The organism is Arthrobacter sp. UYCu511, from assembly GCF_040547105.1.
GTDB lineage: Bacteria > Actinomycetota > Actinomycetes > Actinomycetales > Micrococcaceae > Specibacter > Specibacter psychrochitiniphilus.
In genome coordinates this window covers 288,311-309,629 of the sequence record NZ_JBEPPB010000004.1, presented here as the reverse complement: position 1 = coordinate 309,629, position 21,319 = coordinate 288,311, and the positions used below count along the sequence as shown (strand labels likewise).

Annotated in this window: 18 protein-coding genes and 3 pseudogenes; 15 read left to right on the top strand and 6 right to left on the bottom strand. The window is 56.8% G+C overall.

Translation table 11 applies throughout. From position 1 onward, the window contains the following. Window positions 1–77: 77 nt before the first annotated feature. Window positions 78–3,734 (bottom strand): transcription-repair coupling factor, encoded by a 3,657-nt coding sequence (mfd, locus tag ABIB48_RS08505; RefSeq protein ID WP_354212730.1) that lies wholly within the window; start codon window positions 3,732–3,734, stop codon window positions 78–80. 177 nt (window positions 3,735–3,911) lie between these two features. Here mfd and ABIB48_RS08500 point away from each other — a divergent pair, with 177 nt between their 5' ends. Further along, window positions 3,912–4,412 (top strand): DUF2505 domain-containing protein, encoded by a 501-nt coding sequence (locus tag ABIB48_RS08500; RefSeq protein WP_110104562.1) that lies wholly within the window; start codon window positions 3,912–3,914, stop codon window positions 4,410–4,412. Between the two features lie 68 nt (window positions 4,413–4,480). Here the strand turns inward: ABIB48_RS08500 and ABIB48_RS08495 are convergent, their stop codons facing one another. Continuing rightward, window positions 4,481–6,046, bottom strand: a complete 1,566-nt coding sequence (locus ABIB48_RS08495; protein WP_354212729.1) for a chitinase — start codon at window positions 6,044–6,046, stop codon at window positions 4,481–4,483. A gap of 220 nt (window positions 6,047–6,266) precedes the next feature. On the opposite strand from ABIB48_RS08495, the gene ABIB48_RS08490 reads away from it, so the two are divergent. The 3 genes from ABIB48_RS08490 (at window position 6,267) to ABIB48_RS08480 (ending at window position 10,703) form a co-directional block, all read left to right on the top strand. After that, entirely contained in the window at window positions 6,267–8,576 is a 2,310-nt protein-coding gene (locus ABIB48_RS08490) for a glycosyltransferase family 2 protein (protein ID WP_354212749.1), read from the top strand. Between the two features lie 28 nt (window positions 8,577–8,604). Then, complete coding sequence (locus ABIB48_RS08485; RefSeq protein ID WP_354212728.1) at window positions 8,605–10,161, top strand: bifunctional diguanylate cyclase/phosphodiesterase; 1,557 nt, start codon at window positions 8,605–8,607, stop codon at window positions 10,159–10,161. A 215-nt stretch (window positions 10,162–10,376) separates the two neighbouring features. Then, a complete protein-coding gene (locus ABIB48_RS08480; RefSeq protein WP_354212727.1) occupies window positions 10,377–10,703 on the top strand; it encodes a hypothetical protein in 327 nt (108 codons plus the stop codon). Window positions 10,704–10,873: 170 nt separating this feature from the next. On the opposite strand, the pseudogene ABIB48_RS08475 reads toward ABIB48_RS08480, so the two are convergent. Further along, window positions 10,874–11,266 (bottom strand): annotated as a pseudogene (locus ABIB48_RS08475) (response regulator transcription factor); the annotation flags it as partial. A 53-nt stretch (window positions 11,267–11,319) separates the two neighbouring features. Here ABIB48_RS08475 and ABIB48_RS08470 point away from each other — a divergent pair. From ABIB48_RS08470 to ABIB48_RS08430, 9 genes and pseudogenes are all read left to right on the top strand, one after another. Further along, window positions 11,320–12,099, top strand: coding sequence for a hypothetical protein (locus tag ABIB48_RS08470; protein WP_354212726.1), 780 nt, complete (start codon window positions 11,320–11,322; stop codon window positions 12,097–12,099). Further along, window positions 12,096–12,158, top strand: a pseudogene (locus ABIB48_RS08465) (hypothetical protein); the annotation flags it as partial. The gene ABIB48_RS08470 and the pseudogene ABIB48_RS08465, both read left to right, overlap by 4 nt. Window positions 12,159–12,332: 174 nt before the next feature. Next, the gene (locus ABIB48_RS08460; RefSeq protein WP_354212725.1) at window positions 12,333–12,470 is read left to right on the top strand and encodes a hypothetical protein; all 138 of its coding nucleotides are present in this window, start codon (window positions 12,333–12,335) and stop codon (window positions 12,468–12,470) included. Between the two features lie 5 nt (window positions 12,471–12,475). Further along, on the top strand, window positions 12,476–12,610 hold the full coding sequence (locus ABIB48_RS08455; protein WP_354212724.1) for a hypothetical protein: 135 nt from the start codon (window positions 12,476–12,478) through the stop codon (window positions 12,608–12,610). 108 nt (window positions 12,611–12,718) lie between these two features. Further along, window positions 12,719–13,648 (top strand): UTP--glucose-1-phosphate uridylyltransferase GalU, encoded by a 930-nt coding sequence (gene galU, locus ABIB48_RS08450; RefSeq protein WP_354212723.1) that lies wholly within the window; start codon window positions 12,719–12,721, stop codon window positions 13,646–13,648. 97 nt (window positions 13,649–13,745) lie between these two features. Beyond that, the gene (nhaA, locus tag ABIB48_RS08445) at window positions 13,746–15,044 is read left to right on the top strand and encodes a Na+/H+ antiporter NhaA (RefSeq protein WP_315915538.1); all 1,299 of its coding nucleotides are present in this window, start codon (window positions 13,746–13,748) and stop codon (window positions 15,042–15,044) included. Window positions 15,045–15,137: 93 nt separating this feature from the next. Further along, window positions 15,138–16,844: a PAS domain-containing sensor histidine kinase gene (locus ABIB48_RS08440; RefSeq protein ID WP_354212722.1), complete on the top strand. Its 1,707-nt coding sequence runs from the start codon at window positions 15,138–15,140 to the stop codon at window positions 16,842–16,844. A 91-nt stretch (window positions 16,845–16,935) separates the two neighbouring features. Next, window positions 16,936–17,412, top strand: a complete 477-nt coding sequence (locus tag ABIB48_RS08435; RefSeq protein ID WP_354212721.1) for a VanZ family protein — start codon at window positions 16,936–16,938, stop codon at window positions 17,410–17,412. Further along, window positions 17,390–17,965: an arsenate reductase/protein-tyrosine-phosphatase family protein gene (locus ABIB48_RS08430; protein WP_354212720.1), complete on the top strand. Its 576-nt coding sequence runs from the start codon at window positions 17,390–17,392 to the stop codon at window positions 17,963–17,965. The genes ABIB48_RS08435 and ABIB48_RS08430 overlap by 23 nt, the downstream gene beginning before the upstream one ends. Before the next feature lie 374 nt (window positions 17,966–18,339). On the opposite strand, the gene ABIB48_RS08425 is transcribed toward ABIB48_RS08430, so the two are convergent. From ABIB48_RS08425 to ABIB48_RS08410, 3 genes and pseudogenes are all read right to left on the bottom strand, one after another. Further along, window positions 18,340–18,549: a transposase gene (locus tag ABIB48_RS08425; protein ID WP_354212719.1), complete on the bottom strand. Its 210-nt coding sequence runs from the start codon at window positions 18,547–18,549 to the stop codon at window positions 18,340–18,342. Between the two features lie 12 nt (window positions 18,550–18,561). Next, window positions 18,562–18,996: a hypothetical protein gene (locus ABIB48_RS08420; protein WP_354212718.1), complete on the bottom strand. Its 435-nt coding sequence runs from the start codon at window positions 18,994–18,996 to the stop codon at window positions 18,562–18,564. Window positions 18,997–19,061: 65 nt separating this feature from the next. Continuing rightward, window positions 19,062–20,079, bottom strand: a pseudogene (locus ABIB48_RS08410) (IS30 family transposase). Between ABIB48_RS08410 and ABIB48_RS08405 the strand changes: the two are divergent. After that, complete coding sequence (locus ABIB48_RS08405) at window positions 19,966–20,277, top strand: hypothetical protein (protein ID WP_354212752.1); 312 nt, start codon at window positions 19,966–19,968, stop codon at window positions 20,275–20,277. The pseudogene ABIB48_RS08410 and the gene ABIB48_RS08405 sit on opposite strands and share 114 nt — an antisense overlap. A gap of 600 nt (window positions 20,278–20,877) precedes the next feature. Further along, entirely contained in the window at window positions 20,878–21,057 is a 180-nt protein-coding gene (locus ABIB48_RS08400) for a transposase (RefSeq protein WP_354212747.1), read from the top strand. The last annotated feature ends 262 nt before the right edge of the window (window positions 21,058–21,319 follow it).

Sequence of the window (21,319 nt, the reverse complement as noted above, 5' to 3'; positions counted from 1 at the left end):
GTTTGTTGTTTAATCAGTTCACGGACTCAAGTACGACGCCGGGAGGAACCTTGCGTTTCTCCCGCCCCCAGGTGCCGCTAGGGTGAGGACAACGTCTCCGGCGTCACCTCAAAGATTGCCTCGAGGACGCCCTCCGCCCACCTGAGCACCTCAGCATCGGCCAGGTCCCGGCCACCGATCCTGGCGGTCTTCGGCTTCGGGATCAGCACCGAGTTCAGCGCTGGCTTCACCATGGCGCCCGGATACATGCGGGTCAGGCGCATCTGCTTTGACTCCGGCAGATCTGCGGGGGCAAATTTAATGAAGTTCCCCTGCAGCGCCACATCTGAGAGGCCGGCGGCACGGGCCAACACCTTAAAGTGCGCCACGGCAATCAAGTTCACGGCAGCGGGCGGCAACTCTCCGTAACGGTCAATGAGTTCTTCTTGGACCTCGTTGATGGCTGCCACCGTGACGGCAGCGGCCAGCTTGCGGTAAGCCTCTAATCGGAGCCTCTCCCCCGGTACGTAATCGTGGGGCAGGTGTGCGTTGACGGGCAGCTCTATCTTCATCTCCGCTGCCCGCTCTTCACCCTCGCCGCGGAAATCTGCCACAGCCTCGCCCACGAGGCGGATGTACAAGTCGAAGCCAACACCTTGGATGTGCCCCGACTGTTCCCCTCCCAGCAGGTTTCCGGCGCCGCGAATCTCCAGGTCCTTCATGGCCAGGGCCATGCCAGCACCGAGCTCGTTGTGTGCCGCAACCGCCTTCAAACGTTCCAGCGCAACTTCGCCGAGGGGCTTATCGGCCGGGTACAGGAAGTAGGCGTAGGCACGTTCACGGCCGCGGCCCACCCGCCCGCGCAGCTGGTGCAGCTGTGAGAGGCCGTAGTTGTTGGCCTGCTCCACAATCAGCGTGTTGGCGTTGGAGATATCCAGGCCTGTCTCAATGATGGTGGTGCACACCAACACGTCAAAGCGCTTCTCCCAGAAGTCCACAATGATTTGTTCCAGCCGGGACTCGGACATCTGCCCGTGCGCCACAGCCACGCGGGCGTCAGGCACTAGCTGTTGGATGTGTGCGGCGGTGCGCTCAATTGATTTAACTCGGTTGTGCACATAAAAGACCTGGCCCTCGCGCATGAGCTCACGGCGGATCGCGGCACCCACCTGCTTGTCACTGTGCGCACCCACGTAGGTCAGCACGGGGTGACGCTCCTCAGGCGGGGTGGCCAGGGTGGAGGTTTCACGGATCCCTGTCATGGACATTTCCAGTGTGCGTGGGATGGGTGTGGCGCTCATGGCCAGCACGTCCACGTTGGTGCGCATCTTCTTCAACGCTTCCTTGTGCTCCACACCGAAGCGCTGTTCCTCATCAACAATGACCAGGCCCAGGTCCTTGAACGCAAAATCTTTGGAGAGTAGCCGGTGCGTGCCGATGACCACGTCCACGGAACCATTCTTTACACCCTCAACAATCTCCTTGGACTCCTTCGCGCTCTGGAAGCGTGAGAGCGGAGCCACCCTTATAGGGAAGCCGGAAAAACGTTCATTGAATGTTTCGTAGTGCTGCTGCGCCAACAGCGTGGTGGGCACTAAAATGGCTACCTGTTTGCCGTCCTGCACCGCTTTGAAGGCGGCCCGGACCGCGATCTCGGTCTTTCCGTAGCCCACATCTCCGGAGATCAGCCGGTCCATGGGGACTTCCTTTTCCATGTCCGCCTTGACCTCGTTGATGGCCACCAGCTGGTCGGGTGTCTCAACGTAAGGGAAGGCCTCCTCCAGCTCGGCCTGCCACGGGGTGTCTGGGCCGAAGGCGTGCCCGCGGCTGGCCATGCGCGCCGAATACAGCCGGATCAGCTCCCCAGCAATTTCCTTGACGGCTTTGCGTGCCTTGGACTTCGTGGCGGCCCAGTCAGAGCCACCCATCTTCGACAGCGCCGGCCCATCCCCGCCCACATAGGCGGTCACTTGGTCTAGCTGGTCGGTAGGTACAAATAGCCTGTCCCCCGGAGCACCGCGTTTGGAAGGGGCATATTCAAGCACCAGATATTCGCGCAGCCCGGCCGCACCGCCAACACCTGCTCCGGCAACTTTGCGCTGGATCAGCTCCACGAACTTGCCCACACCGTGCTGCTCGTGGACCACATAGTCCCCGGCCTCTAGCTGGAGCGGGTCAACTGCGTTGCGCCGCTTGGAGGGCATCTTGCGCATGTCCCGGGTAGAGACCGCGGAGGCACGCCCCAACAGGTCTGCCTCGGTTAGCAGACCCATTTTTAGAGAGTCCAGAACAAATCCGCGCCCGGTGTCCGCGGTGGTCACTTCAATGATTCCCGGCTGCGGTTCGGCGTCTAGGGATTCCACGCGTGAGGCCGGGATGTTGGCTTCGTGGAATAGCTCGGCCAGGCGCTGTGCTGGGCCGGGGCCCTGGGTGGCCACCACAATCCGCCACTGGTTCTTGACCCGGGAGCCAATGAACTCCATCATCTCGGCCACATCCCCCCGGTAACCACGGGGTTCGCGAGCGTGCAGGTTCAGCACATCGGTACTGACCTCTAGCTCCTCATCCTGAGCCAGAGAGCCTAAGGTCCACCAGCTCAGACCGTGCCTGAGGGCTCCTTCGCGGGTTTGCGCCAGCGATTTAAATCCTGCAGAGGCTAGATCCACACCGCCGGCGCCCCCGCTGGCCTGGCTCAGATCTAGTGGGGCGTTGCCGCCTTCGGAGGCCGTGGACCAGGCTGCTTCCAAGAATTCCTCGTTGGTGGATTCCAGATCATGGGCCCTGGCACTGACTTTTTCAGGATCCAAAACTACTGCGATGGATGCTGGCGGCAACAGTGAGGACAAGGGCACCATTGCATCAACGAGGGCCGGGGCCAGTGATTCCATGCCTTCCACTGCAATGCCGCCGGCAATCTTTTCCAGCATGGCCGCGGCTCCCGGCATGGCGTCCTTGAGCTTGGCCGCACGGCTCATGACAGTGGGGGTGATGAGAATTTCCCGGCAAGGAGGTGCGTAGAGTTCGCCCGGGTGTGTGATCCCGCTGCTGGATGTCAGGGTACGTTGGTCGGCGATGCTGAACCAACGCATGGATTCAACCTCGTCGCCAAAGAACTCCACACGGATCGGGTGGTTGTCAGTGGGCGGGAAAACATCGATGATGCCGCCGCGCACGGCAAATTCTCCACGGCGCGTGACCATGTCAACCCGTGCGTAGGCCGCCTCTGACAGAGATTTAATGAGGGTGTTGAAGGGAATTTCGTCCCCCACTTTGACCCGCACTGGAGCCAGTTCACCCAGGCCGGCCACCAGCGGCTGGACTACAGCACGGATGGGTGCCACCACTACGCGCAGGTGTTCACCGGAATCGTGCTCGGGATGAGCCAGGCGGCGCAGGACTGAAAGCCGGCGGCCCACAGTGTCCGAACGTGGTGAGAGGCGCTCGTGCGGGAGGGTTTCCCAGCTGGGGAATTCGGCCACAGCCGCATCGGGAAGGTAGGAGCGTAGGGCGGCAACGGTGTCCTCCGCCTCCCGGCCCGTGGCGGTCACGGCAAGGACAATGCCGGGGCGTTCGGCAGAGGAGGAACTGGCGGCCAAACCATCGGCAACCTCGGCCAGGAGCACCGCGCACATGCCAGCGGGAGCACTGAAGGCCAGGTCACTGCTGCGTGTGGCGGGGTTGGCAGCCGCATAGCTGCGTACCCGGGAGAAGAGTGGATCGGCTGACAGTGCGCTCCGCAACCCTGCAAGGCTCATGCGTGGTGTTCTCCTTGGTGCTTGACCATACGTGGCCAAAAAATCGATTATTCACCGTGCCGGGACAGCACGAAGGCCCGAAATCTGTGAACGCCTCGGGGACCTTGTCCAGCTTACTCGCCAGCGGCCTTGCTATCCTAGGAGCTGCCCCAAAAACCCCCTTATCTTGGAGGAACCATGGCGCTTGCCGCCTCAACAACACTTGCTGCAACAGCTCAGAAAGTGACGGAGGTCTTCACCAACGAAGCCTTCATCCAACATGTCAGCGAAACCGTGGGAGGGGAATTGAAGTCCTTCACCATCAGCGGCCCCACCACGGCGGCGTTCACAACGCAAACTGTGCGCACCTTGCCCACCACCCGAATGCCTGACTTGGTCCAGAAGTTTGTCGGTGAATGGCTGACCGTGACGCAGGATGAGTCCTGGAGCGCACCGGCGCCGGATGGTTCACGGACCAACACCATCAAGTTGTCCGTGGCCAAGGCGCCGGTGGATGTTTCAGCTGTGCAGAAACTGAGCGTGAACGGCGAATCCACGCTGGTGGAGCTTACTGGTGAGGTGAAGTCGAGCGTGCCGTTCCTTGGCGCGAAAATCGTCTCTGCCGCCGAGCCGGTGATTGGCCGGGCTTTGAACTTGCAGGCCACGCTGGCGCAGGAATGGATTACCACACACAGCTAGCGACGGCTGGTCTAACAAAGCGCAAGGGCGCCCCATAGGATCGGGACGCCCTTTCGCTTTGTTAGACCTTATTTACCATCCGGGGTGGCCAGGATCTGCGCCACCTGAGCGTTGGAGAACAACTTCCACGCTGCCGAGGGCGATCCCTGCAGGGAAGCTAGCGGGCTTTCTTCGCGATTCCACCATTTGGCCTCGAATATACGGCCATCAAACATCACTCGGTCCCCTTGGTCATATACCTTCGCAGCACTCCACAGCGGATAGGTTCCTGCCGGCGCAGTCACTTGCGGGGCCGGCTTGTCCCCGGGAAGAACAGGACCAATCAGCTGCCACGGAGTCAGCCCGTCCGTTGCCACTGGGTTATCAGGCACATCTCCCTGAGTCCACCATTTAGCCATGTAGACGTTGCCGTTGAGAACAATCCTGTCTCCTTCTACATAGACTGCCAGATCGCTCCAGATCGGATAAGGACTCGTTGCGGGATTATCCGTGGGAAAGGTGGACTGAACGGTGGGTTGCGCCGGTGCACTGGTGGCAGATTGCGTAGGCAGAACGCTTAACCCTTCACCCAGCACAGTTGAGAACAATTTGCCCTTCTGGTCAATGCCGCTGCACCCGTCGGAAACCCGAGTCAGGTCAGGGTAGTTGGGGCCACAGGTGGCATCCCGGTTCAAGGACCACATGGAGACTCGGCCAACGCCTTTCGCCACAGCGAAATCATGGAGACCTACGGCATCCTGCAAAGTGAAAATCTCACCAGCAACATCGTTTTGGCCAATCATTGGGGTGAGCCCAATTTTCCGCCACAACCAATCGGCGCCAAAATCTTGTCCGTCGGCCTTATAGAGTGCCCCGAGCTGCGCATGAGTCGCCGTGGCAGCCGCCGTAGAAGCTTCTAACATAGTGCTTCCTGCCGCCTTGCTTCCACCGTAATCCATAGTCATGATGTTGACTCCCGCAAGGTCAACCTTTGCATCCAGCATGGCAGCAACTGCCGAGGTCCCCTCAGTGGTTAGCCCGGTGGGAGCAACTGGGAGTGTCAGCCACACTGACAACGGATGCTTTGCAGCAAGTCGTTGCGACTGCAGCGCAGCAATTGCTGTGGCTCGTCGCTTGAGGGCAGCGGTATCGGATAGACCTGGGCCTTCTAAGTCAAGGTCAATCGCGGAAAGATCGTAGCGTTCCACAACTGAGGCGTAGGCGGCCTGCAGTTCCGCAACATCCGTACAGCGCACGGCGAGCTCATCATTCGCTTGGCCGCCAAACGAGACGGATACGGAGCCGCCTTGCTGGAGTAGGCGTGCAATACGCCGATCCACGTCCAGTTCTTGCCCGGCGGCATCCATGGAGTAGAAAGTTCCCCAACTTGGCTCGCACGCTTTGTCCTTGGACGAGACAATAAAGGACAAAACAACGGAATCAGCAGACTCGGAGACCGGTTTTTCAAAACTGTATGACGGGGTTGCCGTAACATCCACGTAACCGCTGAACATAGCAGGCTCTGCCGAAGCAGCCCTAGCATCGTTATACCTGCCCAACGCAACGTAGCCCGCCCCCGCGAGCAACGCCACTACGGCAATAAAAGCCGTCAGCCGGAACCAGGAGAGCTTGCGCCCAGGAAAGCGTTGAGACACTAGAACCCCATTCACTGCGTTGCTATCAGAGACCGCTGCCGCTAGAAGCGGCCAGACTGTATTATCCTAAGCATACTGATCAACATCCGTCGTCCGGTCTCACTCGGTCAAAGGGCGGCCGTTTAGAATATGCGTGAATCCACGCATATTTTCTTTGCATGAGGGATTTATGACCGAGGCGCTTGTTGTGGCTGAAGAAGCCAGTGCAGTCCCGTCTGAGATGACGGCTTCAGACCGCGCACTTGTGCCAAAGGCTGGCCCACGCCGCCAGCGTGGCTCTGAGAAGCGTTCGGAGCCGCTTTCCATCGTTCACCCAAAGCCTTCCGGCCGTAAAATTACGCTGGGAAGGCTGGCCATTGTTGTCACTATTACAGCGTGGCTGCTCTATCTGGTGACCACAGTGGTCCGTCAACTGGCGGACAACCCCAACGCAGGGTTCCGTTTCCAGGTTGAAGCAGTCTCGTATGTTCTGGTAGTTACATTTTTGACGTTCTCCGCCCTAATGTATCTTTTGGCACGCCAAGGAGCCCTCTACCGTTTCAGAGACCATGCTCGCGTTCCACGTGGTGAACTGGACAGGCATTTTGTCGACTACAAAGAAGGCATCACAGTATTGGTGCCCTCCTATGCAGAGGAAGTCCAGGTGGTGAGGGGCACTCTGTGGTCTGCTGCCCTGCAGGAATTCCCTGACCTAAAAGTAGTGCTCTTACTTGATGATCCGCCCCATCCAAAGGATCCTCAGGCAGCAGAGAAATTGGACGCCACTAGAGCGCTAGCAGGTGAAATTTCCCAGGCGCTCTCCATTCCTGCAGCGCGGGTCAATACCGCTTTGGCAAACTTCCGTTGCCGGGACACCAGCGCGGGCGTAGTCCCTGCAGCAGAGGTGGATGCTGTCATTGCGGAATATGAATATGCTGCTGGCTGGCTCGAGGAAATGGCTGAAGCAGAGGCCGTGGATGACCACGTTGATGAATTCTTTGTTGACTTGGTACTGATGGGCCTGGCCCGGGAATTACGGCTGGTCCTACTCGCGCTTGAAGCCGCTAGGGCTCAGTCCACCGGACCTGAACGCCAACGAGTTGAGGAACTCTATCTCCGCCTGACATGGATTTTCAATGTCAAAACCGAATACTTTGAACGCAAGGCGTACGCAAGCCTGTCTCACGAAGCCAACAAGGCTATGAACCTCAATGCCTACATTTCCTTGATGGGCGGACGTTGGCAGCGCCAAGTCACCGATGGAAACGTGGTGCTGCGCCGCCGCGCCGCAGATGATCCAGGTAGCGCTGACGATCTCGATACGCCGGACACAACTTATTTGTTGACACTTGACGCTGATTCATTGTTGCTACGGGATTACTGCCTGCGGCTGGTCTACTACCTAGAATCAGCTGGCAATGAGCGCGTCGCTGTGGCACAAACACCATACTCTTCCTTCCGCGGCGCACCCACCCGCATCGAGCGGATTGCCGGGGCCAGCACGGATATCCAGCACATCCTCCACCAAGGCATGACCTACTACGGCGCCACATTCTGGGTCGGCGCTAACGCTGTCATTCGTAAAGTCGCGCTAGAGGACATCGTGGAAGTCGAAACGGTGGGCGGTTTTGAAGTCCGCACCTACATTCAAGACCGAACTGTCATCGAGGACACAGAGTCCAGCGTGGATTTGGGTACCCATGGATGGACCCTTTCAAACTACCCGGAGCGGTTGAGCTACAGCGCCACTCCCCCGGATTTTGGTTCCCTCGTGGTCCAGCGTCGCCGTTGGGCCAACGGTGGCCTGCTCATCCTGCCCAAGCTCTGGAACCAAGTACGTAAGCGCCGCCAGCGCCGCGAGACAATTCTTTTCCGGGAACTGCTCTTGCGCGTTAACTACATGTCCTCTATAGCCTGGGCAAGTTTCGGTTTGCTGTTCCTGCTCGCCTACCCCTATGACAGCCGCTTGCTGAGTCCGCTGGTTTTGGTTGCTGCCCTGCCGTACTTCCTGGCAATGGGTAGCGATCTACGTGATTGTGGGCACCGCTTTAGTGACATTTTCCGGATCTACGGATTCAACCTTGTTCTCTTGCCGGTCAACCTGGCCGGCGTGCTCAAGTCCCTTCAGCAGGCGTTCACTGGAGACAAGATTCCTTTCGTTCGAACACCAAAAGTTAAGGACCATACAGCAGCTCCGGCACTGTACGTTATAGTCCCGTACTTAATTGTGTTCTTCTCGGTCTTCACCTTGTGGCGAGATGCAGTGGTAAGTAACTGGGGCAACGTTGCTTTCGCAGCGCTCAATGCAACCTTGGCGGCATTCGCAATCCAGGCCTATATCGGTGTGAAGAATTCCTTAGTGGATATAAGTCTGGGTGCTATCAACTGGCTGTACATCAAGCCACGGGTACCTCGTGCCGCCGTATCCCCCGTGGTTCCCAAGACTGCTGAGGAAGTCGACTGGCAGGCTCTGCTATACCACGGAGACAGAAGACTGAACCGAGATTTGCGTGGAGGCTCGGACCGACGCCGTAGGGTGGCGCAAAGGTGATACTGGCAACCACCGGAAGCAGGCCTTCATGATCGTTGATCCAACGGATAAGCGGTTGCCCGCTCTGATGACCGGGATTGAAGGGATCGGCGCAGGTGAACTGAGCACTCGTGTCCCAGCCGGGACGGAGCAGGATTCGCTGTCTGCCATCATCAACAACTTTAACCAGATGGCTCAGGATCTTCAGAGGTCTCAGGAACAAGTGCAGACTCGGATGAAAACCAGAACCACCATGTTGACGGATGCCTTCCGCAAAATGGAGCTGATGGCTTTGACTGATCCGTTGACCCAATTACGCAACCGTGCGGCTCTCGAAACGGTTTTGGAATCGAGCCTGGCCGAGCAGGGCGTCAACGGGTCTCCTGCATTGCTTCTGCTGGATCTGGATTCTTTCAAGAGCATTAATGACACTCTGGGGCATCCGGCAGGGGACGCCGTGCTGAAAGTTGTAGCCGAAAGGCTGCGAGATACTGTGCGAAAAATTGATACCGTGGCACGGCTAGGTGGTGACGAGTTCGCCGTGGTCCTCCAAGACACACCTGCAGAGCGCGCCAAGGCAGTATCCAGGCGGATCGTGGCAGTACTGGCCGAGCCAATGAAAATCGAAACCACGGAGCTATCTGTGGGCGCAAGTGTCGGGATAGCTGCGGCCATGCCTGGTGATTCCGCCGCGGATCTGATTCTCCATGCGGACACCGCCATGTACACAGCCAAGAATAAAGCTGCCGTCAAGGTTGCCCTGTTTGAGCCCAATCTTCTCAATGCGCGGCGGCTTCACCGGGTACTTGCTGCAGAACTCCAAGATTCCATCGAAAACAATGAAATGGTGTTGCACTATCAGCCCATTGTCGAGCTCGCCACCGGGAAACTGCTTGGCGTTGAGGCTCTGGTTCGCTGGCAACACCCCACCCGTGGGCTTGTCATGCCTGACGAGTTCATTGACCTCGCAGAGGAAATAGGCGCTATGCCGAACTTGGCAGCTTGGGTCCTTCAGACAGCGTTGGCACGGTTGCGTCAGTGGCAGCAGACGTTGGAATTAGATCCTCGCTTCACCGTGCGGGTGAATATTTCAGCCACTCAGCTCCAACGTCCTTACCTCTTGGATGACGTTCAGCGCCTATTGCTGGCTGAGGGTATTGATCCCTCGGCTCTAGTCCTAGAACTCACCGAATACTCCATGGTCACCGGCAACGAATGGGATCTGTACTCATTTCAAGGCCTGCGCAAACTAGGCGTTGGCCTAGCCATCGACGATTTCGGCACAGGGTATTCGTCCATCAGTTACTTGCGGACCCTTCCGGTAGACGGGGTGAAACTGGATAGGTCACTGATAGGGGGCCCCACCGATGGTGGTGCCTCGCGTCCTTTCATTGCAGCCATCTTGCAATTAGTGAAGTCCTGTAACCTTGCTGCCACGTGCGAAGGAGTAGAGACTCTAGAGCAGGCCGCCATGCTCACAGAGTTGGGCTGCGAGACCGGGCAGGGCTATTATTTTGGTCGCCCCGTTCCCGCTGCGGACATCACCTCATCTTGGCTTGAGAGTTTCCAAGGTGCTCCGTGGCTTGCAGTCACGGCTCAACCCTAGAGACAGTCTCTACATGCTCCATAAATTTTCACCGGCTGCATCAACAAAAAGCCACCGTGCACCCGTTGCTCAGAGTATTATGGTTAGTGCTGCCTTAGGCAGCGCGTGATGCGCTCAATATCGATTCTTTTGAACTCATTAATCACACTATCGGGAAGAGAAAGCGGATCGTGAATTATTCTTCTTTACCCCTGGTGTGTATGGACTCCTTGGCTATGCTTGAGGACTCTCTCGAGGGACAGACCATGCTTTCCCGCGGTTTCGTGGGACGTTACGTGGAAATGTGGCCACAACGCTATGCCCGTCTTCAGACCGCGTTAGGCGCCGGAAATGTAGAAGACGCCGCGGAGGCAGCCTTGAGCATCTTCTCATCCAGCGTGATGGTAGGAGCGGAGCGCTTAGGCCAGATGAGCGGCGACATGGTGGAGTGGATCAAGCAGGGACATCCTGACAAGGCTCAAGAAGCTCTCAACGCAGTGGCCTTGTGCGGCACAGAGACTATGACTGATCTAAAAGATCGGTACGTTCAGCCCACTAGCTGAAGCTTCCCAGAGGCCTGATCCGTTGGGCTTCCTGCCAACTGGCACGAAAGTTATGGAACAGCTTTCTGCTCAGAGCGAGAACTGAATCGTTCGTCTCAAGGCTTCGCTTCCGCCAGCTCTGCAGGGGCAGCTGAACCTGGAAACGCAGTGCTGCTATCTTGGCCATGCTGCCCCTGCTCAACTTCATCATCAGTGCGGGGCCGGCGCATCATGGTGCTTATTCTTGCCCTCAGCTCGCGGGGTCGGAACGGTTTGGTCAAATAATCGTCAGCACCTGATTCGAGGCCCAAGAGCGTGTCCATTTCATCGGCACGCCCCGTCAACATGATGATGTAGGTGTCAGTGAACGCCCTGATTTGCCGGGCCACTTCGAAACCGTTGATATCAGGAAGGCCCAGATCTAGGGTCACAATGTCGGGGTGGTGAGCTCGGACCGCTTCTACGCCATCTGCACCTGTGGATGCACAATGAACCTCAAAACCGGCTTGGGACAGTATTACGCCAATAAGTTCGCGGATGTCTTGGTCATCTTCAATGACTACCGCTACCTGAGTATTGTCCATTTTTACTCCACTAAACTTGCTAAGACCGTTGGAAATAACTTTCGGATGCGTTTATGGCAGGGCCCCAACCCTTTGCATACATCCAGTATGGCATCATCGTTAGCGGTGATCACGGGTTATCACCATGTCCTTTGATCATTTTTGGGTTACATCATACTAACCGCCGCGATGGTCAACGCATTGTCTGCCCGATCAGCAGCAATCCTGGAAGTTGTCTTGTCTGTAAACTCTCCCAATCAGTTCATTGGCCGGCATCTTTATCTGCGTTCTATCCGAACGCGGGTGATCCTTTCCCAGCTGCCATTCTTTGTCACCATAACCTTGATCAGATTCTTGATCCTGATCGCGGTTCTAGACCTGGCCGTGTTGATGGAGCCATCGCTTCAGATCGGCTGGTCGCTGAGCGCTCTGTTGTTCTTGGCGTGCTTTGTAGTTCCGTGGAAAAATTGCACCCGGCATCATTGTTGGTCATCCCCTATCTGGATCTTCTGGCCGTTTCACTGTTTCGTGACGGCGCTCACAGCCTAGGATCCGGTCAGGCCGCAGCTTTCCCCTTCATGATGCTTATTTGCTCCCTTGCAGTGGCGATAAAGACCTCCGGCACGGAAGGGCAGCGTGCAGCTTTGAGAGGCAAGGACAAACAACAGCGAACGTCCTTAGCTGAAAGTCATGCCCGCCAACGTCTCATGGAAACTATTGTGGATACCGTCAGTGACCAACATGAGTTTGATGGGGCTGTCATCGCCTTCCACGATGTCACTGACATCGTCAACGCCTTGTCCGCCAAAAATGATTTAGTCCCAATGTTTCGCATGAGTTTCGCACCCCGCTAACCGCCATCAAGTCATATCTAGCGCTCGCCATGGAATCACCCGGATTACACCCAAAATAAGTTGAGAACCACCTGACCATTGCAGATAGGAGCGCTGAACGCCTCAGTGGCCTAGTGTCAGATCTCTTGTCCACCACAACCATGACGGTGGATCGCGCTCCTACTGACATGGTCCAGCTCTGTGCGGAAAGCTTAGACAGCGCCGCTCCCGCGTGTAAGAAAAATGGGGTCGTTGTGAACTTCGATCCTCAAGAGGCATTGATGGTTTGCGTTGACGCCGTGCGCATCGGCCAGGTGTTGGATAACCTCGTTTCGAATGTTGTGAAATATTCGCCCCACGGCGGGGCGCTGTCATTGCGGGTATTGGTTTAGGCTTGATGATCTCCAAGACCATCGTTGAAACTCATGGTGGGTCCCTGTCCTTTACCAGCCGCCAAGGCGAGGGCACCACCATGAGTTTCAGCATTCGTGCCTGTGTCATAGGTGCAGAGATGTCCAGCACCGTCACCTAGTCCGGCAACACCGGCTAACAAGTGATCTTGTCCTCTGAACTGCGCCACCGCATGTCGCCCGGGCTTCATGGAGCTACTTCCCGGGAAATCCTCAGTTAAGATCATGAAATGACACTTTTACCTCGCGTATCCAAAGCCGTTATTCCAGCAGCTGGTTTGGGGACCCGATTCCTGCCCGCGACCAAGGCTATGCCCAAGGAAATGTTGCCTGTTGTTGACAAGCCTGCCATTCAATACGTGGTTCAGGAAGCTGTCAACGCCGGACTGACCGATGTTTTGATGATTACAGGGCGCAACAAGCGCGCCTTGGAAGACCACTTTGACCGGGTTCCGGTCACCGAGCAACTGCTGGAGGAAAAGGGCGATCGCGAACGTCTCGCGGCGGTCCAGCATGCCACCGACCTCGGCGAAATTCACTATGTCCGCCAGGGTGACCCGAAGGGTCTGGGGCACGCAGTGTTGCGCGCCAAGACTCACGTGGGCAACGAGCCGTTTGCGGTTCTACTCGGTGATGACTTGATCGATGAGCGCGATGAACTGCTGACCACCATGATCGAAGTTCAGGAACGTACCGGCGGCTCCGTGGTGGCGTTGATTGAAGTTCCTGCGGAGAAGATTTCTTCCTATGGCTGTGCCGATATGACAATGATCGAGGGGGAGAATTATGTTCGGGTCAACCATCTGGTGGAGAAGCCCTCTCTAGAGGAAGCCCCGTCCAACCTGGCCGTCATTGGCCGCTATGTGCTGCACCCGGCAGTATTTGAAGTCCTTGAACACACGGCACCCGGACGCGGCAATGAAATTCAGCTGACCGATGCACTCCAGACCCTGGCAACTATGGAGGGCGAAGGCGGCGGGGTCTACGGTGTGGTGTTCCGCGGCCGCCGCTACGACACGGGAGATAAGCTCAGCTACTTGAAAGCTGTTGTAACGCTGGCCTGCGAAAGCGAAGATCTGGGCGAGGATCTACGCGAATGGTTGGGCGAATTCACCGCCGAACTCCCTGCGGAATCGTCCAGAATGGTCTCCACACGCTAAACTGATTCTCAGGTGCGCCGGGAAGTCTGGTCGGCAATGTAATTGTCGAACCCAATTGTTCTTTGCAACATTGCCCCAAGTTAGAAGGCACAGGCCCATGGCCCAAAACTCCGAACGTCGTATTTTCACCCGAGGCACTTATGCCGAATCGCTGCGTGTCAGCGAAATTTTACGCTCCGAAACTGTAGGTGGGGCCCTACTCCTGGCAGCAACAGTTTTGGCCCTGATCTGGGCGAATTCCCCGTGGTCCGAGGGCTACTTCGCTTTGCGCGATTTCCAGATTGGCCCTGAATCTCTTCATCTGAATCTCAGTCTGGGCACTTGGGCCGCAGACGGCCTGCTGGCAATCTTCTTCTTTGTTGCCGGCCTGGAACTCAAGCGGGAGTTCGTGGCAGGGGACTTGCGTAGTCCTGCCAAGGCCGTGGTACCCATTGCCGCTGCTTTTGGTGGCGTCATTGTCCCTGCGTTGATCTTTGTGGCAGTAAACATCTCCGCTGGTCCCGAAATCCTCAAAGGCTGGGCCATCCCCACCGCCACGGATATTGCTTTCGCTCTAGCCGTTCTTGCTGTCATCAGTACACACCTGCCTAGTGCACTGCGGACGTTCCTGCTAACACTGGCCGTGGTGGATGATCTGATCGCCATTGCCATCATCGCCGTGTTTTACCCCGGGGAGATGCACTTCCAATACCTCGCCTTGGCCGTCCTGCCTTTGTTGGTCTTCACGTGGCTGGTTCAAAAGCGCATCCGCTCTTGGTATTTACTCATCCCACTCGCTGCCGCAACATGGGGTTTGGTCCATGCCTCCGGTGTCCACGCCACAGTGGCAGGCGTACTTCTAGGCTTCGCCGTGCCCGTCATCCGCAGCAAAAAGATGGGTGGACCGGATGCGGGTCCCGGAATGGCCGAACATTTTGAACATGTCATGCGTCCCATTTCATCCGGATTTGCCGTACCACTCTTCGCTTTCTTCTCAGCAGGCGTGGTCGTGGGTGGCTTGAGTGGGCTGAAAAACTCTCTCTCTGACACCGTCGCCATTGGCATCGTATTGGCCCTGGTGGTGGGCAAGTTCATAGGCGTCTTTGGTTCCACGTGGCTGGTCACCAAAACCACTAAAGCAGAGCTCGATGACGGATTAGCTTGGGTGGATGTTGCCGGTCTGGCACTTTTGGCAGGGGTGGGATTCACCGTTTCCCTGCTGATTAGCGAGCTTAGCTTCGGTGATGACGCCCCCCATTACGATCACGCGAAAGTGGCCATCTTGGCTGGGTCTGTGATTGCCGCCCTTCTGGCTTCGGTGGTTCTGAGGTTGAGGAATAGCCATTACCGCACTATTGCCGAATTAGAGAGTCGTGACGACGATGGTGACGGAACACCGGACGTCTATCAGAGGTAAAACGCGTTCGCGTAAGTGGCCCGTGTATATTAACCAAATTGGCGAGGTATATGCTGGCCTGTTGTGCGCCACCGTTCAAGGATGAAAGTAATCATGACACCGTCTGAGTCGAAAAGCATTACTACTAGTCACTTTTACCGTCTGCAGGGCTTGCGCAAAAGGGTCTTCCTCACCCAGTTGCCTTTGTCACTGTTGATGGTTGTGGCTGTCATTCTTGCACTGGCGTTCTATCCGCAATCATTTCGCGAGACATTATTTGTCACCTCCTTAGTGATGCATGTGCTTCTTTTACTGGCGGCAATTTTCGTCCCCTGGGATCGTCTCCCCCGTGGGTCATTCCTGGTGATTCCCTACCTCGATTTTGTTGCTATTGGGCTGTTCCGGGGTGGCAATTATCAATTCCTCACTGCGGTGGGACTGCTGATCTTTTTCCCTGTCTTTTGGCTGGCAGCCTCGGGCATGGCCAAACGTACGGCAGTTTCCGTCAGTGTGGTGGGTGCCTTGCTCATCGTATGGGTGCCAATTTTTACCCAATCAGGCGCGCTCACGTTCGAGCAGCTTGTCAAGCCGCTGCTTTTCCCACTGGTGGTCTTCGCCTTTGCCACCACGGTGGCGGCGGTGACAAACACCATGAACGTGCAAAGGAAAACGCTTCAGGCCAAGGACCGACAGTTACGGGATGCTTTAGCGGCTAGTCAGCAGCGTGAACGTCTTCTGAGCACCATTCTGGACACTGTAGCCGTGGGCGTGGTGGTGGTAGATTCCGGTGGCCATGACGTGCTCATGAACGCTACGCAAAGCGTTCTGCACGGCCACGCTCTACCTGAAGGAATTGCGGATCCGGAGGAAAAGGAACTGCTTGTCTTCAACCAGGATGGCATCACCCCCGTGCCTACCGAGGAACGTCCCGTCCTACGGGCCATTCATGCAGAGGAATTCAGCAACTACCAGTTATGGCTGGGCAGCGGCGAAACCGCTCGTGCTGTTTCAGTTGCCTCACGCGTCATGGTGAACGAGCAAGGGGAATTCGATGGCGCAGTTGTCGCTTTCCATGACATCACGGACATGATGTCAGCTTTAAGTGCCAAAAATGATTTTGTCTCCAACGTTTCGCACGAATTCCGGACGCCACTGACCTCTATTCAGGGCTATCTGGACATGGCATTGGAAGAGCCTGCCGAGTTACCCCCACATGTTGAAAAGTACTTGACCATTGCCGTACGGAATGTGGACCGCCTGAATTCCTTGGTGGAGGATCTACTCAGCACCGATTCGGTAACTTTGAACGTTGCCCGCGTTGATGTGGCACAGCTGGTGGCGGACAGCTTGGGAACGGCAGCCCCGGTCGCTGACGCCAACAAGGTGGCACTCTCAACCCAAGTTCAAGCTCCTTTGGAAGCGTTCGTCGATGCTCTTCGGGTGGGCCAGGTATTGGATAATCTGGTCTCCAATGCAGTCAAGTACTCACCCGATGGTGGCACCGTCACCGTCCGCGCGTGGGCGCAGGGCTCGGATCTCTGGTGCGAGGTGAAGGACACGGGAATGGGTATGAATAGTGCTGACCAAGCTGAGGCCTTCACCAAATTCTTCCGCGCAAAATCTGCAATGCAGCGCTCCATCCCTGGAATTGGTTTAGGTCTGATGATCTCTAAGGCCATCATCTCCAAGCACGGCGGGACCATTGAGCTCCGCAGCGAGCGAGGGGTGGGTACGTCCCTAATCTTCGTGCTCCCGGGCTGTGTGGTCACAGGTCCGGCCACCACAGCACTTGATCTCACCGCTGTCCTTTCTGACAGTTAACGCAGCAAATGACCACTGCTGACATTCCCTAGGCAATGAGATTGCCAGCCAATTGCCGTTAGCGTACCTCTCCGTGGCGTACCGTTATGTTGTGAACGCCAAACATCAGACTCTCCACCGCATATCGCTGTGCTTTGTTGGCGCCTACCTTGTAGCTCTGGTTCTCATAGTCTTTTGGCCAACACCGGTTGACCGTCCGGCAGCCGGAACCTTACACAGCCTGATTGTGTGGATACACAGCCACGGCGTTCCCACGTTCATTGGCTACAACACCATCGAGTTCACCGCGAATGTCGTGATGTTTGTCCCCATGGGGATCATTGCCTCGGGTTGGACTAAGAGGGCTTGGCTTGGCGCAGTGCTCGGAGCTGTTATTTCATGCCTCATAGAGTTGGCGCAGTTGATTTTCCTCGCTGACCGTTTTGCTTCAATTATGGATATTGTGGCGAACACTGCAGGTGCTTGCATCGGTGCTATGACCTACCACCTGGCTCATACAAAGCACGTTTCCAGAGAAGAGCAAGTTGGGCTGTACGGTAAAGGTCATGAGCATTGTGCCCCCTTTTAGGATTTTAACCGTTTGTACGGGAAATATTTGCCGTTCCCCCATGGCTGAGCGGCTGCTGCAAAGTGAACTTGACCTGTTATCCCCCGGTGTCTTCGCCGTAGAGAGTGCCGGTACTGCTGCCATGGTGGGATCCGCCATGGAGGCGCACATCCAGGGTTTCGTCAGGGCATTCGGGGCATCCTCAGATGGATTTTCTGCCAAGCAGCTCACCCGGGACATTCTAGATCAGCAGGACTTAGTGTTGGCTCTCACTCGTGAGCACCGCAGTCGCATCGTGGAGATGCACCCAGGATTGTTGAAAAGGACTTTTACCTTACGCGAACTGGCCAGGGTCCTCCCCCACGTTGACGGGGCTCGCGGTGTCCATCCAGCTGAACGCTGGGAGTTAGCCATTCCTTTGGCCATGCGCGCCCGCACCCTCCACAGAGCATCAGCTGACGATGACGATGTAGTTGATCCTTACCGCCGCAGCGACCACGTCTTTGAACAAATGCGACGGCAACTAGTGCCAGCAGTGCAACGAATTACCAAATGGGAGAAATCACATGAGTAAGTATTGAATGAGGTCGGATGGTAACTGGGCAGATGGATCATCAGGAGTTCTCGGCTGCCTTCGGGAGACCCACGATGTTTCCCACGATCACTGTTTACCGAACGGCGAATTAGGTGTCTGGCTATGCCCCTGTGATATTGCCACAGCTACGACGTAGGCCTTCACCATGGCCTAGAATACGAACCACCGAAGTCCAAATTCTAACTCCGTAATGAAGCATAGGTGCGCACCGCAAACCAGTCCATATCGACCGCTTTGATCTGGCGGAAGGCTAGTCTGAAGTTCCGTAGGCCCTGAACCGTCCCCGGTTTGATGCCGCTGTTTTTTGTAGACCCATTTACGGATTAAATCAAGCCCCAAGTGCTTCGAGTTGCCTAAATATTGATCGGGCGAGGAACCTTTTCAGGCATTTTTTTATTTCTCGGTAGCTCAGTCCCTCCGCGGTTAAGCCTGTGCCGTTTGATGTTCCCGGAGGACGCTTGCAGCGGTGAAGTGCCGGCTAGGGCTGCGAATGCAGCTTCAGAGCGAACCCGGCCCTGGTGTGAATACGCGGCCAAGATGATCCCGACGGTCACCAAGCCCATACCAAATTGGTCCTACAATCCTGGCGCCATTTTCTCATCAAGGTCAACTAACTCAGCCTCGATTACTTTGAGCCTTGCCTTGCTGGCCTTGTTGGATTTTGCCAGGTCGATAGCCTCGGCCCGGGCGACCCGCTGGTCAATGTTGTCATGCTCGCGTGTGCGCCACTCACTGATTTCCTTGAGCTGGGCTTCGGTCGACGCATGGCGGGCATCAAACCCTAAGTCGATTAACCGCACCAGGGCATTGCGGTATGCGGTATGCTGATGATCGCTACGGCGTCGAGCAGCCAAAAGCATGCTGATCGCAGCACGTTCCCCGTCACAACGGGGGTTGAAGCAGCAACTCTGTCTCTTTCCCAGAACACTCCTAGCTGCAGCAAATGCGTCGACCGGATCGGATTTTCCGCGCCCATGACGGGTCTTCTTCTTTGGAGGCTTCACCTCCACTATGCGCACTCCCTCACCAATGAGCGCATGGCGAATGGAAGACCTGTAGGAGTTGGTTGGCGGTGTCAAGCCGTCTTAGCAACATTGTCGTTGAGTAGCTTGGTGAATACTTCTCGTGGTGTGAGGAATCCTAGGACGGCGCGGGGCCGGTCGTTGAGCTCATCAGCGATGGAGTCCAGGTAAGGTTGGTGGCTGGTGAGCTCGATGCCCTTGGGCAGGTACTCCCGGATCAGCCCGTTTGTGTTCTCATTTGACGGGCGTTCCCAAGGCGAGTGGGGGTGCGCGAGTACACCGGCAGATCCGTGGCCACGGTCAGTTGTGCGTGGCGGGCCATCTCGGTGCCCTGATCCCACGTCAGGGATCCGCGCATCAGGGCCGGCAGGTCATTGACCCGATTGATGAGGATATCGGCGAGTCCGTCGGCCTTCTTGACTCGGGCAGGCCAAGCATGATCAAGAACCTGCTGTGTCTCTCGACGAGGGTTGCGATGGCACTCTTGCCTCCCTTGCCGACGACGAGATCCCCTTCCCACGCGCCGGGAACACGGCGATCTGAGGCTTCTTCTGGGCGGTCGTCGATGCTGACCATGCCAATGATCCGGCCACCTGTGCGTTCTCCCAATGGCTTCACTGATTTTCGCTTCGTACGCTTGGACTGCAGTAGGATTCCGGACTTGGCCAGCTCGCCCTTGGGCAGGGCGTAGATCCAGCGGTAGATGGCCTCGTGGGAGACGGTGCGGCTTTCGGTGTCGGGTGATTTCGTCATGGTCTCAACGCTGGCGTCTGTGGCTTCTAAACGCAAACGGCCGGCGATCTGCCGCGGCGTTCTTGACCTAGCCAGATCCGCCTTCACCCGGGCTGCAAGGACCACGTCTGTATCGATTTTCCGTGCCCGCGGACGTATGCGCCGGCGCTCAGCAGCACAGTCCGCACTCACGGGACGGTAGCCGCGGGTTTTCGTCGAATTCCTGTGGCGTTCGCGCCAAATGATCGTGTGGTCCCGGCCAAGATCAGCGCCGATCTGCCGATCCGTCTTGCCAGCCTGGATGCCGACGGCGATGTCCGCCCGATCCGAAAACGACAACGGTCTACGCCCCACCCGCAACTCCTCTATTCAACCAACTTGTTGCTTCGAGGGTATGACACCGCCGTTCCCTCAATGGATGCCAAGATTTCCCCGGAGGTATTCCTGCGGATCCAGGCGATGGCACGGTTAATCCCGGGTTTGGTGACAGGATATATTTCACAGCCGATTTTGGCCCCGGTGGTGGTGCCTCGTTGAGGGAGCTGCGTCGTACGGAGCGATCCTCGCCGGTACCGTATCTGCCCACGGATTTCCCGTCACCCAAGCACCACGCATGGACGCCAAAAAGGACCGTAGCGTCGAAAAATCCGATGCCTTAGACGCCTATCAATGGCGACGGCAGTGCTGCCGTAACTTGTTGATCGGCTGTGTCGTCCTCGCCTCAATGAGGGGATCCGTCAGGGCTTGAGGATACTGATGACCGCCCAGGAGTCCATGAGTAAGGGCCCGTACCCGTTCGATCAATGCCTTGAACGCTTTGGTGCGCAGCAACGCCCTCGGAATCGATGCACGCACGAAGCTCACCCCGGGCCAGATCGAGAAGATCTCCCGGTGGCTTGAACGAGAGTGATAATTGGCGTCAAGTATCGCCAGCTCCGAGGCGGTACGCCTCGCCAAACACATACTGGACCTTGGTGAATAGTTGAACTCCAGCGAGCAAAAGATGGACGAGCTGGTCAAGATCAGCGAGGCGTCACCGTTGCTCGACGAGAAGCGCTTCTAGGCTGTGACTGCGACGAAGCGTTTGGTGGCGTGGTCACACGAGGGACTGGTACGTAGCGAGGCTGCCTTACCTGTCTGGCCGGGGTGAATCCCCTCCCTGAATCGTCAGGAAACACGTTGCGGCTTCGGCTAAACCGGGGTGGCGACAGAAGACTCAACAGCGCCTTACACATGGCTGCGATCACCACCATAACCTATAACTCTAAAACTGGCGATTACGTCGAGAAAACTCGCGCCGAGGGCAACACAGACTAGGAAATCCGACGCTGCGTCAAACGCTATCTGGCCCGTCGTGTGTTCAGGATCTTAACTGCCGAAGCCCAGACGGATAAGGTCACTCACACCAAACCCACCTGCGTCGCCCGAAACTATCCTGCCCGAACATTGAAACTAGTAGGCATAACTATCATCTAGGCGACTTTTCAACCGCCCTCAACGCAAGCCAGACCAGGCCAACTACGTCACGCTCGAAGGAAGCACTGACAGATTCGTATAGAATAATCTTTCCCAGCATGGA